Below are 13,191 nucleotides of genomic sequence, written 5' to 3'. Positions count from 1 at the left end.
GCGCCGCTCGTCGGCTGACCCGGCGAGGCGCGTCAGCGCCCGGCGTCGTACAGGTGGCGCCCGCCGTGGCTGACGACCTTCACCACCACACCCCGGCGGTGCAGCTCCGCGACGGTGCGGGTCTCCTCGTCGATGTCGCGGCCGAGGGCGTGCACGTTGGCGACCACGAGCACGTCGCCCCGGACGAGCGTGCCGAAGAGGCGGACGAGCCGGTCCTCCCAGGACTCGAGGGTCTCGGGAGCCGGGTGGCGGAAGCCTTCGATGGGCACGCCGAAGCGGGTGAGGTCGCCCCGCTGCTCGACGACGGACGGCATGTCGTCGCGTGAGATCACGAGCCCGACGAGACGTGAGCCGGCGGGCTGGGCGAGCCACCAGTTGCGGTTCTGCTGCAGCTCGGTGAAGCACTTGGGGCACTCGGCCGCCTGGTGCGGCAGATGCAGCGGCGCGGTGTCGGCAGCGACCGACCCCGCAGCCGCCGCCGCGTGCGTGTGCGCGGCATCCGGCGTCTTCGTCGTCTCGCTCATGTGAGGCCCCCTCGCTCGATCCCCATTCTCTCACCCGGCTTCCCGGTCGTTGAGCGAGCTTGCGAGTCGAAACGCCCGAGCGCGGCGCAGACCCGCCGTCAGTCCTCTTCGTCGTCGAGCCGCAGCTCGAGGCTGAGCTGGTCGGCGTCGAGCTCGGCGAGTGCGTGGCGCAGGGCGGGCGTCGAGTACTCGCCGCCCGACGACAGCTCGTTGAGGCGCCCGCGCATCGCCTCGATCATCGCGAGCCGCAGCTCCAGCAGATCACGGGTCGGGAGCCCGTCGGCCTCGTCGGGCGGGTCGACCATGCGGCTGCCGATCCGTTCGACGAGTTCCTCGTCGAACGCCGACCCGTCGCGGCGGCGCAGCGCGGGGCTCGACAGCGCGCCGATCGCGGCATCGCGCAGCTCGTCGTCGAGTGCCGACTGCTCGGCCTTGTCGAGGCTGTCGGCGCCCGGCCGTTCGAGCCGCAGCGCCCTGACGAGCCACGGCAGCGTGAAGCCCTGCAGCATGAGGCTGCCCACGGCGACCGCGAACGCGATGAACACCAGCAGCGCCCGGTCGTCGGTGACGTCGCTCGAGATCGTCTGGGCCGCCGCGAGCGTCACCACGCCGCGCATGCCGGCCCACACGATGATCGCGCCGTGCTTCCAGCCGAGCGGCGACGCCTGGTAGTAGTCGAGGTCGCTGAGCGCTCGTGAGACGCGAGACCGCATCGACGAGAGGCGCCGCTGCGCACGCGGGTCGTCGAAGGAGGCCTCGCTGCGACGGCTGCGATATCGCGGGTCCGGCACGATCGAGCCGTCGGCGATCTGGTCGAGCCGCGTGTTCATGGCCTCGAGGCGCGTGCGCTGCCGCCCGCGGGCGCGTCGGCTCTGCAGCCACACCAGCAGCGAGACGTACCCGGCGCGCGCCGCGATGATGATCGCCAGCGCGCCGAGCGCGATACCGAGCCCGGTGCCGAGACCGTTGTGCTGCTCGACGTTCTGCTCGACGATGTCGCTGAGTTCGAGCCCCATGATGAGGAAGACCGCGCCCTCGAGCACGAGTTCGATGGTGTGCCAGTTGTGCTCATCCGATCGTCGCTGCTCGGGCGAGAACCACCGGGCTGCACCCTGACCGGTCACGATGCCCGCGACGACCGCGGCGACCAGGCCCGATCCGCCGAGCTCCTCGGTCGGGATGTACGCGATGAAGGGCACCACGAAGCCGATCGCGGTGTTCGCCGCGGAGTTCTTGATGAGCGACCGCAGCCGCAGGTTGAGCCATCCGACGATCGCGCCGATCACGACCGCGACGACGACGCCCCACGCGAACGCCGGGATGAACCCGAACCCGATGCGGGTGTCGCCGGTGACACCGGTCGCGAGTCCGACCGAGGCGATCATGGTCCGCAGCAGCACCAGTGCCGTCGCGTCGTTGAGCAGGCTCTCGCCCTCGAGCATCGTCACCACGCGGCGCGACACACCCAGGCGCTTGACGATCGAGGTGGCCACAGCATCCGTGGGACTGAGGATCGCCCCGAGCGCGACAGCGACGGCCGGATGGATGCCGGGGATCACGGCCATGAAGAAGAACCCGAGCAGCACGGAGCTCAGGATGACGAGCAGGAACGACAGGCCGGCGATCGGTCCGAAGTCACGGCGGAACTCGATCGCGGGGAGCGAGACGGCCGCCGAGTAGAGCAGCGGCGGCAGTACGCCGACGAGGATGAACTCGGGGTTGATCTCGGGGATCTCGAGGAACGGCAGCAGGCTCACCGCGCCGCCGACGAGCACGAGGATCAGCGGCCCCGCGATGCCCAGCTTGGGCGCGACCGCCGTGGCGAGGGCGATCACCACGATCGCGATGATGACGACGATCAGGGCTTCCACGACTCAGAGCCTATTGCCGGGCCCGTTCCGGCCTCCCGCGAACCGTCGAGCGCGTCAGAGCACGCCGAGCGCCCTTACCGCGTCGCGCTCCAGGGCGAGTTCGTCGACGGATGCCGCGACCCTGGCGCGTGCGCGCTCGTCGAGGTCGAGTCCCTCGACGACGCGATAGCCGTCGTCGTGGCCGCGTGAGGTGACGGGGAACGAGCACACCAGTCCCTCGGGCACCCCGTACTCGCCGCGTGAGACGACCGCCGCCGAGGTCAGGCCGCGGCGGGTGCCGAGCTGCTCGTCGCGCACGTGATCGATGGCGGCGTTCGCCGCGGACGCGACCGACGACGAGCCGCGCACCTCGATGATCTCGGCTCCGCGCTTCGCCACGCGCGGGATGAAGACGTCGTCGAGCCACGCCGTCGCTGCGGCCTCGCCGCCGAGCCGCTCGGCCAGCGCCTCGAGCACCGGCATCCCGTCGGGCAGGATCGCGTGCGACACATCGGGGAACTGGGTCGCCGAGTGGTTTCCCCAGATCACGACATCGGCGATGTCGCCGGGAACGACGCCGAGCGCCTCGGCGAGCTGGCCGACGGCGCGGTTGTGGTCGAGGCGCGTGAGGGCGGTGAAGCGCTCGGACGGGATGTCGGGCGACGCGGATGCTGCGGCGATGAGCGCGTTCGTGTTCGCGGGGTTGCCCACCACGACGACGCGCACGCCGTCGTCGGCGACCGCGCCGATCGCGTTGCCCTGCGGCCCGAAGATGCCGGCGTTCGCGGCGAGCAGGTCGCCGCGCTCCATGCCCGCGGTGCGCGGCCGCGCGCCGACGAGCATCGCGATGCGGGTGCCGTTGAAAGCCGTGAGCGGGTCGTCGGTGACGTCGACGTCGGCCAGCAGCGGGAACGCGCAGTCCTGCAGCTCGAGCGCCGCGCCCTCGGCCGCGCGCATGCCCTGGGGGATCTCGAGCAGGCGCAGCCGAACCGGACGATCTGGGCCGAGCATGTCGCCCGCAGCGATGCGGAACATCAGCGCATAGCCGATCTGGCCCCCGCCGCCGGTGATGGTCACGGTCGTGGGTTCGCTCGCCATGCCCCCGAGCCTAGACCTGCGGCATTGTACTCATTCCCGTCGATTAGGGAATGGTTCCTGCTCTGGATCGGACTGTCGGGGTACCGTGACGGCATGACGTTCAATGAGAACGCCAACGTCGGGGGGAACACGGCGCGGCGTCGAGGAGCGGGCGTGGCGGTGGCAGGCGGCGGTATCGCCGGCCTCGGCGCGATCGCGGTGATCCTGTTCCAGCTGTTCACCGGACAGGATCTGTCGAGCGTCATCCCCTCGCAGCCTCAGGTCGGATCCGGCGAGGAGTCCGAGATCCAGCAGTGCGAGACGGGCGCCGATGCGAACGCCGATGACGACTGCCGTCTCGCCGCCGGCAGTGTCGTGCTCGACCAGTACTGGGAGTCGCAGGTGCAGGGCTACCGTGCACCGCAGCTGATCATCGTCGACCAGCAGACGGGCACCGCGTGCGGCACGGCATCCAATCAGACAGGCCCGTTCTACTGCCCTCCCGAAGAGACCGTCTACATCGATCCCACCTTCTTCGGCCTCCTGCGTCAGCAGTTCGACGCGTCGGCCGGCGACCTCGCCCAGCTCTATGTGCTCGCCCACGAATACGGCCACCACGTGCAGTACATCACCGGCATCATGGACCAGCACCCGAACAATGGCACCGGTCCCGACAGCAACGGCGTGCGGACCGAGCTGCAGGCGGACTGCTTCGCCGGCGCGTGGGTGGGCGACATGACCGAGCAGCGCGACGAGAACGGCGTACCGTATCTGAAGGAGCCCACGCAGCAGCAGATCGCCGACGCGATCAACGCCGCCGGCGCGGTGGGCGACGACCACATCCAGCAGGAGTCCGGGGGCTACGTGAACCCCGAATCCTGGACCCACGGTTCGAGCGAGCAGCGACAGCGCTGGTTCGAGACCGGTTACCGCAACGGGCCTTCCGCCTGCGACACCTTCGCCGTCTCGGGGGCAAGCCTATGAACGAACACCTCGACGACATCCTCTATCCGCCCATCGAGCCCTACGACACCGGAACCCTCATCGCCGGCGAGGGCAACCGCATCGCGTACGAGCAGAGCGGAAACCCCGAGGGCAAGCCGGTGGTGTTCCTCCACGGCGGTCCGGGCGCCGACACGTCGCCCTGGCATCGCCGCTTCTTCGACCCCGAGCGGTACCGCATCATCCTGCTCGACCAGCGGGGCTGCGGCCGCTCCACCCCGCACGCGAGCGAGCCCGACGCCGACCTCCGCCACAACACGACGTGGCACCTCGTCGCCGACATCGAGCTGCTGCGCAAGAACCTCGGCATCGAGCGGTGGCAGGTGTTCGGCGGCTCGTGGGGGAGTGCGCTCGCTCTCGCCTACGCCGAAGCGCACCCGCAGGCCGTCACCGAGATCGTGCTGCGCGGCATCTTCACGTTGCGTCGCCACGAGCTGGAGTGGTTCTACGAGGGGGGCGCAGCATCCATCGTCCCGGATCTGTGGGAGGAGTTCATCGCTCCCATCCCGATCCTGGAACGCTCGCAGCTCATGCAGGCCTACCACCGCCGCCTCTCGGATCCCGACCCCGCCGTGCACGTCCCCGCTGCGGTCGCGTGGTCGCGCTGGGAGGCCGCGAACCTCACGCTGCTCCCTGACGCCGAGCTCATCGAGGCGATGACGGAACCGCGCGCGGCGGTGGCGTTCGCCCGCATCGAGAACCACTACTTCCTTCATGGCGGCTGGTTCGAACCCGAGCAGCTGATCGCGAACGTCGGCCGCATCCGCGACATCCCCGCCGTCATCGTGCAGGGCAGATACGACGTCTGCACGCCCGCCATGACTGCGTGGGACCTCCACCGCGCGTGGCCCGAGGCCGACTTCGTGATGATCCCGGATGCTGCGCACGCCGCGTCCGAGCCGGGCATCGCGTCCGCCCTGCGCGCCGCGACGGACCGCTTCGCGGACCGGGCGCCGGCTGAGGAATCACACGCGGAGGATGAGCCCGACGCCCGCGAGGCGTTCGCGGAGGAGTCTGCGGCGCAGGCGGAAGAGCCCGACGATGCCGGAACCGCACCGGAGCCCGAGGAGGCGTCGGAGCCGGAGGTTCCTGAGGCGGAGCCGACGGTTGAGCCCGACGATGCCGGAGCCGCACCGGAGCCCGAGGAGGCGTCGGAGCCGGAGGCTCCTCAGGCGGAGCCGACGGAGGCGTCGGACATGCCCGAGTCGGGGGAGGACGTGCCCGCCGGGCCGGAGGCGGAGGCCTCCGGGGCCGACGCCGACCGCGAGGCCGACGGCGACACCGAAGACGCCCCTGATCCTGAGGACTCCTCGGTGGCCGAGCCGGCACTGCGCCGGGAGCGCATCCGCAAAGGGTCGAAGAAGCGCAAAGACACCGCCGACCTCTGACGAGGGAGGGAGAAGCGCTGGGACTCTCCCGCACCCCACGCGGCGTTTCGTCGTGCCTGGCCTGTTCTGCGGTCGTTGAGCGAGCTTGCGAGTCGAATCGCCCCGGACCCACCGACGACTCCGGCCGGGCAACGCCCAGCCACCCACTGGTAGGGTGGAAACCCTTGCAGCGCATTCTTGCGCTTCTCGCGTCGTAGAACGCTTCCCTCGCCGGCATCCGGACCCCGATCCGAAGAACCGCGCTGACATCTTTCGTACGGCGACCCGCGGGCGAGATACGCCCCGGCCACCGACAGGGCACTCGCGTGCCCAGAGAACATCCCTCATGACCGAAACCTCGTTCGGCGCGCTCGGCGTGCCGCAGCCCCTTGTCGACGTGCTCGCCGCGAACGGCAAGACCACCGCGTTCCCGATCCAGGTCGACACGCTCCCCGACACGCTCGCCGGCCGCGACGTGCTCGGCCGGGGCAAGACCGGCTCGGGCAAGACGCTCGCCTTCTCGATCCCCATGGCCGCGCGCCTGGGCGGCAAGCTCGCCGGCGGCACCCGCCGCAAGGGTCGTCCGCTCGGCCTCGTGCTCGCGCCGACCCGCGAGCTGGCGACGCAGATCGACGCGACCCTCGCGCCGCTCGCCAAGGCCTACGGCCTCACGACCACCACGATCTTCGGCGGCGTGAACCAGAACCGTCAGGTCAACGCCCTCAACGCCGGCGTCGACATCGTCGTCGCCTGCCCCGGCCGCCTCGAGGACCTCATGAAGCAGGGCTACGTGCACCTCGACGCCGTCGAGGTCACCGTCATCGACGAGGCCGACCACATGGCCGACCTCGGCTTCCTCCCGGGTGTCACGCGCATCCTGAACGCGACGCCGGCCGGCGGTCAGCGCCTGCTGTTCAGCGCGACCCTCGACAACGGGGTCGACAAGCTCGTGAACCGCTTCCTGCAGAACGAGGTGCTGCACTCCGTCGACGAGGCGCACTCGCCCGTCGCCGCGATGACGCACCACGTCTTCACGCTGGCCGACGCCGACGCCAAGAAGGACGTCGTCACGGCCCTCGCCTCGGGCATGGGCCGCCGCATCCTGTTCATGCGCACCAAGCACCAGGCGAAGAAGCTCGCGAAGCAGCTCACCGGCCAGGGCATCCCGGCCGTCGACCTGCACGGCAACCTGTCGCAGGCCGCGCGCGACCGCAACCTCGCGGCGTTCTCGTCCGGCGCCGTCAAGGTGCTCGTGGCGACGGATGTCGCGGCCCGCGGCGTGCACGTCGACGACGTCGAGCTCGTCATCCACGTCGACCCGCCGATGGAGCACAAGGCGTACCTCCACCGCTCCGGCCGCACCGCTCGCGCCGGCGCCGAGGGCGCCGTCGTCACCCTCGTGCTGCCCGAGCAGCGCCGCGACGTGTCGCAGCTGCTGCGCAAGGCCGCCATCTCCGTCGAGCCCGTCGCTGTCACGGCGACCTCGCCCGAGGTCGTCGAGCTCGTCGGCAAGGTCGCCCCGTACGTCAAGCCGGTCCCCGTGGCCGAGACGCCGCGCGGCACCAGCCAGGGCGCGAACGCCCAGCGCAAGCGCGCTGCGCGTGACGCACGCGAGACGGATGCTGCCGCCACCGCGAGCCGCTCCGGCGGCGGCCGTCGCCGTCGCGGTTCGGGCCAGGGTGGTTCGGGCCAGGGTGGTTCGGCGCAGGGTGGCTCGGCGCAGGGCGCCGGCCGTCAGCAGGCCGCGGGCGGTCAGCGTCGCGACGCCGCCACCACGCACGACAAGGCCTCGCACCAGCGTCACGACCAGAGCGCGGGCCACTCGCGTTCGGCCCAGCCCGCCGGCAACCCCCGCACCCCGGGCCGTCGCGCCTCGTCGGGCGGCACCGGCAAGCTCATGGTCGGCTCGGTCGTCCGCCCCAACGGCGCCAACCGCCGCGGCGGCCGCTGAGTCTCCGCACGTTCGGACCCCCTCCGCCCTCGCCCGAGGGCGCGAGGGGGTTCGTCGTTCCGCGCGACACGGCCGTCACCCGCCGCCGGCCGCCACGTCAACGCTGCGAAGTCCGGACTTCGCGGGTCCTGGAGCGTGGGATGCTGCGATACCCGGACGGGTGCGGGTGGGGCGGGCTGCGACTGTTTCTGCGAAGTCCGGACTTCGCGGGCGCTGGAGCGTGGGATGCTGCGATACCCGGACGGGTGCGGGTGGCCGGGCTGCGACTGTTTCTGCGAAGTCCGGACTTCGCATGTCCTGGAGCGTGGGATGCTGCGAAACCCGGACCTGAGACGACACCCGCGCCGACCGGACCGGCCGGAGGGGTGAAGGTCAGACCCGGCGGCCGAGGATGAGGTCGGCGGCGACCTCGCCGATCACGATCGCGGGAGCGTTGGTGTGGCCGCGGATCACCGTGGGCATGACGGATGCGTCCGCCACGCGCAGTCCGGCGACCCCGCGGACGCGCAGCTCGGGATCGACGACCGAAGCGGCATCGGTCCCCATCCGTGCCGTGCCGACGGGGTGATAGAGGGTGTGCGAGTAGCGGCGGAGCGACAGCTCCGCGCGATCGGCGGGCGTCATGTGTTCGCCGCCCTCGGGCAGCACCCACCCGCCGGTCGTGATCTTCCGCAGCGCCTCGGTGTCGATCAGACGCTCGCACTCGGCGAGGCCCGCGCGCAGCGTCGTGGCGTCGATGTCGTCGGCGTCCGACAGGTATGCGGGGTCGATGAGCGGGGCCTCGGCCGGGTCGGCCGAGGCCAGGCGGATCGTGCCGCGGCTGATCGGCCTGAGCAGGATCGCGGCGACCGTCAGCCCGTGCGCCGGCATCGGAACCAGGCCTTCGCCGACGTACGGCCCGGGCACGAAGATGATCTCGATGTCGGGGAGACCCTCGGGGACGCCGGCCGCATCGGCCACGGGCGTGCGAACGAAACCGTAAGCCTCGGCGGCGTTCGAGGTCAGCATCCCCTTGCGGGCCACGAGGTACTTGACGAGCTCGGCGGGCTTCTCGGCATCGTAGAGCGTTCCGCCGTGGGCCGCGGGGGCGAGCCCCGCGACGAGGTGGTCCTGCAGGTTCGCACCCACCTCGGGCGAGTCGACGACCACGTCGATGCCGCGTGCGGTGAGGTGCTCCGCCGGGCCGATACCGCTCAGCATCAGCAGCTGGGGCGTGTTCACGGCGCCGCCCGACAGCACGACCTCTCGTCGCGCGCGCACGTGGCGCGTGATCCCGTCGATGTCGACGTACACGCCGGTCGCGCGCGGTTCGCTCGGAGTCTCGGTCCCTGGGCCGGTCGACGCCGCGAAGGTCACGCGTCGCACGTGCGCCCCCGTCACGACGCGCAGGTTGCGCCGCTTCTTCACCGGCCGCAGGTACGCGTCGGCGGTCGAGGCGCGGGCGCCGCGGTGCTGACTCACCATCGTCTGCGAGAACCCCTGCCCAGCCGGGAGGTTCGGCGGAGTCACCGGATGCCCCGTCTCCTGCGCCGCTGCCAGGAACACGGCCGTGTGCGGCCGGGGGTCGCGTTGGTGCTCGACCGACTGCGGCCCCTGGGAACCCTGCGTCGGGTCGACCGGGTCGACGGTCCGCTCGACACGTTGGAAGTAGGGGACCAGGGCGTCCCACGACCACGCCGGACCGGCAGCATCCGCCCACTCGTCGTAGTCGGCGGCGAAGCCCCGGATCCACATCAGTGCATTGAGCGACGACGACCCGCCCAGCGTCTTGCCGCGCGGCCAGTAGACCGTACGGCCTTCGAGCTGCGGCTGGGGCACCGTGTCGTAGTTCCAGTCGTACTCGCCGCGGAACAGCTTCGAGAACGCAGCCGGCACGTGCAGCTGAGGCGCTCTGTCGGGGGCGCCGGCCTCGAGCAGCAGCACCGAGACGGCGGGGTCGTCGCTCAGCCGGGCCGCGAGCGCCGCTCCCGCCGAGCCCGCGCCGACGACGACGTAGTCGGCTTCGAACCCGTCGGAGCCGAAGCCGGCGGTCACGCCTGCATGGCCTTGGTCAGGGTCTTCACCAATCCGGGGAGCTTGCCGTCCACGAGATACCGCGTGAGCCCGGCGCTGACCTCGGCGCCGGTGCGCGAGCTCACGAACCACGGCGGCGTGGGCAGGATCGTGGATTTCGAGAGGCTCAATCGCCGAAGCTGGTCGCCGACCGACCGGGGGAACGGGCGGAACGGACCTCGGGCCACCGACCGCTCGACGCGATCCAGCAGCAGCGCGTTGTGCACGACGCCGATGCCGCTCGACACGTCGTCGAGCGTCGCCCCGGGGAACCCGCCCCACGTCAGACGTGCGGTGAGGAAGTTGAAGGCCGTCCACGTGTTGATCGCGATGTCGCCGTAGCGCAGGTCGGCGATCGCGCGCTCGAACCCTTCGCCGAGCGCCTCCTCGGTGGCGGGGTCGATGATCACGTTGGCACCGAGGGTGCCGGTGAGCCTGTCGTTCGCGTGCACGACCGCCGCGTCCAGGAACTCCTGGCCGGTGCCGCCCACCAGGGCGACCCCGAGGATCGGCGCGAAGTACTCGACCGTCTCGACAGCGTCGGCGTCCTCGCTCTCACCGACCCCGACGATCGCGCGCGTGCGGTCGGCGCTCCACACGGCATCGGGATAAGCGGATGCTGCGGCCTCCAGCCGCTCTTCGCTGCGGGGGTACCAGACCGGGCGCTCCGGGGCCGCGGCGTACGCCGCGTGCAGCTCGCGCAGGAACTCGGCGCGCTGCGGCCAGTCCGAGCTCACGATAACGACCTGGCCCGCGATGCAGTTGTGTCCGGCGTTCACGAGGCGCATCGTCGCGACGTGCTCCGCCTGGTACTTCAGGTCGGCCGCCGACCACCGGCCCGGGACCACGATGATGGGCGAGACGCCGCCGAGCTCGGCCGTGATCGGAACCTGCAGCTTCGGGCGTGCCGCCGCGCGTGCCGCCGCGGCATCCTCTCCGGTGCCCCACACGATCGCGTCGAACGTGACCGCCGAGCCGGTGATGTGCACGTGCGTGAAGCGCGGGTGCGAGGTCAGGTAGGCGCCGGTCGCGGCTCCGCCGCGCACGATGCGCACGAAGCCGGGCTCGATCAGCGGGGCGAGCGCGCGCTCGAACACGGGCACGAGCGCGTCCTGCGTCGGGTTGACCTTGAGCAGCGCCACGCGATTGTGCGCGAAGAGCTCGTACAGCACGTCGGCGACCGGGATGGAGCTCACGTTGCCCGCGCCCAGCACGAGGCCGACGCCACCGGACACGGTCGGGGTCAGCTGGGCGAGGCCCGCCGCGCGGTTCGCCTCGATCGCGGAGACGCCCGGCTCGAACCACACCTCGCCGGTGAAGCCCGACAGCAGGAACTTCTCGGTGTCGTTCAGGGGGAAGGTGTGCGCGCGCAGGCGCCCGCCCGGAGCCTCGTCGAGCGTGACGCCGTCGAGCGGGCTGCCGCCCTTCGCGAGCGCCTCGAGCGTCTCGCGCAGCGCGTCGAGCAGTCCGATGACGGCGTAGGGCCCGCCGAGCCACTCTTCGCCCGACAGCGGATGTCCAGGGGGCAGGCCCTTCGACATCGTCGCCGCGTCGGCCCACTCCTGTGCGACGACGCCGGCCGCGTCGCGGACGCGGCCGAGCAGGCGGGCGCGCTGGTCGAGGGTGAGCGCGACCCACACCTTCGCGCCCGCTTCGAGCCGATCGATGTCGGCGTCGAGCGCCGCGCGCTCATCGGCCGGAAGATCGGACTGCGGCGCGCGCTTCGCCGGCGCCTTACGCGGCTTCGCCGGCGTCGCGGACGAGGTGGGGGACATGTGTTCTCCTTCGAACTCGCGCGCGACTCCCGCTCGTGAGTACGTCACCGGGCATCCTATGCCACCGCGCCTGTGCGGCGGCACTCGGTCTCAGGCGGGCTGCGACTCGGTGTCGGGGTCGATGTCGGCGCGGCGCAACGGGTAGCGGGCGAGCGTGAGAAGGCTCAGCGCGATCAGCACGGCCGGTGCGAGGCTGAAGCTCACGACGATGCCCGTGATCGCCGCATCCGGCTGCTCCACCACCTGCGTGCCCGTCGACGAGACGTATCCCGTCACGGCCAGGATCACCGCCAGCGTCGTCGCGCCGAGCGCGAAGCCCACCGTCTCGCCGGCGGTCCACACGCCGCTGAACGACCCGGCGCGGCCGGGTCCGTGCGTGCGCTCGTCGTGCGAGATGACGTCGGGGAGCATCGCCATCGGCAGTGACTGCATGCCGGCGTACGCGATGCCCGCGATGCCGACCGGCACGTAGATCCAGTCGCCCGGCGCCCACAGCATGCCGAGGATCGATACCGCCGCGATCGCGAAGACGATGCTCGCGATCGTGAACGTGCGCTCCTTGCCGATGCGGCGCGCGACCACTCCCCACGCGGGTGCGGCGAGCAGCGCCGGCGCGATGAGCGCGACGAACAGCAGCTCGACCGCCGCCTGCGAGTCCAGCACCCAGGTCGCCACGTACTGCGCGCCCGCGAGCATCAGTCCGGTGGCCAGCGCCTGCAGCACGAAGGTCGAGAGCAGCAGCCGGAACGGCCTGCTGCGCGTGAGCGCACCGATCCCCTCGGCGAAGTGCTCCCGGATCCCCGCCGCCGCGGCATCCGTCGTTCCCGCATCCCTCTCGCGGGTCGGTTGAGGGGCGGTGGATGCTGCGCGCCTCGCGACACCCGTGGCCACCAGCATCCCGATCCCGATGACGACGCCGCAGACCACGCCCATCACGAGGTACTGGACGAACGGGTCCTCCGATACGCGACGCAGCGCCGGGCCCCCGGCGCCGAACAGCAGGATCGCCAGCGTGAGCACGACGACGCGCCATGTCAGCAGGCGCGTCCGCTCGTCGTAGCGCGGCGTGAGTTCGGCGGGAAGCGCGATGTAGGGCACCTGGAAGAGGCTGAAGGCTGTCGCCGTGAGCGTGAACGCGAGCAGCACCCAGATGCCGGCGACCACCGGCCCGAGCGACGGCGGCACCGCGAACGTCAGCGCGAACAGCACCGGCAGTGCGAGCGCGCCGATCACCATCAGGCGCCGGCGGCTGCCGTGGCGGGCGAGGTCGCGGTCGGTGAGCGCGCCGATGACCGGGTCGATGACGACGTCCCACACCTTCGCGACCGTGATGACCGCGCCGGCCGCGAGCGCGGCGACCCCGAGTGAGTCGGTCAGGTAGTAGGTCAGCACCAGGCCGGGCAGGGTCGCGAAACCGCCCGTGCCGAGCGAACCGGACGCATACCGCGCGATGGTGCCCCGGCTGAGACGGGCGGAGGTGGTCCCCACGTCCTCTCCACGCGCCGCTGGCGCGTCGCGCGGAGCCTCGGGGCGCGTGGGCCCAGCCTGATCCCCAGTCGCCGGCGGAGCCTCATTGCTCATCGCGCCAGTGTA

At 71.5% G+C, this 13,191-nt stretch carries 8 protein-coding genes and 1 pseudogene; 3 read left to right on the top strand and 6 right to left on the bottom strand.

What is annotated here, in order from left to right; all coding sequences use genetic code 11:
* Positions 1–32: 32 nt before the first annotated feature.
* From Q9R33_RS07190 to Q9R33_RS07180, 3 genes are all read right to left on the bottom strand, one after another.
* On the bottom strand, positions 33–524 hold the full coding sequence (locus Q9R33_RS07190; RefSeq protein WP_235560074.1) for a recombinase family protein: 492 nt from the start codon (positions 522–524) through the stop codon (positions 33–35).
* 98 nt (positions 525–622) lie between these two features.
* A complete protein-coding gene (locus Q9R33_RS07185; protein WP_311293297.1) occupies positions 623–2,395 on the bottom strand; it encodes a sodium:proton antiporter in 1,773 nt (590 codons plus the stop codon).
* Positions 2,396–2,449: 54 nt separating this feature from the next.
* Positions 2,450–3,472, bottom strand: a complete 1,023-nt coding sequence (locus Q9R33_RS07180) for a malate dehydrogenase (protein WP_311293296.1) — start codon at positions 3,470–3,472, stop codon at positions 2,450–2,452.
* Between the two features lie 93 nt (positions 3,473–3,565).
* On the opposite strand from Q9R33_RS07180, the gene Q9R33_RS07175 reads away from it, so the two are divergent.
* The 3 genes and pseudogenes from Q9R33_RS07175 to Q9R33_RS07165 all read left to right on the top strand — a co-directional run bounded on the left by Q9R33_RS07175 (position 3,566) and on the right by Q9R33_RS07165 (position 7,771).
* Positions 3,566–4,435: a neutral zinc metallopeptidase gene (locus Q9R33_RS07175; RefSeq protein WP_311293295.1), complete on the top strand. Its 870-nt coding sequence runs from the start codon at positions 3,566–3,568 to the stop codon at positions 4,433–4,435.
* A pseudogene (gene pip, locus Q9R33_RS07170) lies at positions 4,432–5,400 on the top strand (prolyl aminopeptidase); the annotation flags it as partial. The gene Q9R33_RS07175 and the pseudogene pip, both read left to right, overlap by 4 nt.
* A gap of 766 nt (positions 5,401–6,166) precedes the next feature.
* Positions 6,167–7,771 (top strand): DEAD/DEAH box helicase, encoded by a 1,605-nt coding sequence (locus Q9R33_RS07165; protein ID WP_311293294.1) that lies wholly within the window; start codon positions 6,167–6,169, stop codon positions 7,769–7,771.
* A gap of 372 nt (positions 7,772–8,143) precedes the next feature.
* Here the strand turns inward: Q9R33_RS07165 and Q9R33_RS07160 are convergent, their stop codons facing one another.
* The 3 genes from Q9R33_RS07160 to Q9R33_RS07150 form a co-directional block, all read right to left on the bottom strand.
* On the bottom strand, positions 8,144–9,805 hold the full coding sequence (locus Q9R33_RS07160) for a GMC family oxidoreductase N-terminal domain-containing protein (RefSeq protein WP_311293293.1): 1,662 nt from the start codon (positions 9,803–9,805) through the stop codon (positions 8,144–8,146).
* Positions 9,802–11,598 carry an aldehyde dehydrogenase family protein gene (locus tag Q9R33_RS07155; protein WP_311293292.1) on the bottom strand — a complete coding sequence of 599 codons (1,797 nt, stop codon included), beginning with the start codon at positions 11,596–11,598 and terminating at the stop codon, positions 9,802–9,804. Before Q9R33_RS07155 ends, Q9R33_RS07160 begins: the two co-directional genes overlap by 4 nt.
* Positions 11,599–11,688: 90 nt before the next feature.
* Entirely contained in the window at positions 11,689–13,086 is a 1,398-nt protein-coding gene (locus Q9R33_RS07150; RefSeq protein ID WP_311293291.1) for an MFS transporter, read from the bottom strand.
* Between the last annotated feature and the right edge of the window lie 105 nt (positions 13,087–13,191).

This window comes from Microbacterium sp. PRC9 (assembly GCF_031844125.1).
In the GTDB taxonomy this organism is placed as follows: Bacteria; Actinomycetota; Actinomycetes; order Actinomycetales; family Microbacteriaceae; genus Microbacterium.
This window is presented reverse-complemented; position numbering and strand designations above follow the sequence as displayed.

What these genes read in the sequence shown, in the direction of transcription:
- Q9R33_RS07180 (WP_311293296.1), bottom strand. Translation starts at nt 3,472, where the DNA reads ATGGCGAGCGAACCCACGACCGTGACCATCACCGGCGGCGGGGGCCAG.
- Q9R33_RS07175 (WP_311293295.1), top strand. Translation starts at nt 3,566, where the DNA reads ATGACGTTCAATGAGAACGCCAACGTCGGGGGGAACACGGCGCGGCGT.
- Q9R33_RS07190 (WP_235560074.1), bottom strand. Translation starts at nt 524, where the DNA reads ATGAGCGAGACGACGAAGACGCCGGATGCCGCGCACACGCACGCGGCG.
- Q9R33_RS07165 (WP_311293294.1), top strand. Translation starts at nt 6,167, where the DNA reads ATGACCGAAACCTCGTTCGGCGCGCTCGGCGTGCCGCAGCCCCTTGTC.
- Q9R33_RS07155 (WP_311293292.1), bottom strand. Translation starts at nt 11,598, where the DNA reads ATGTCCCCCACCTCGTCCGCGACGCCGGCGAAGCCGCGTAAGGCGCCG.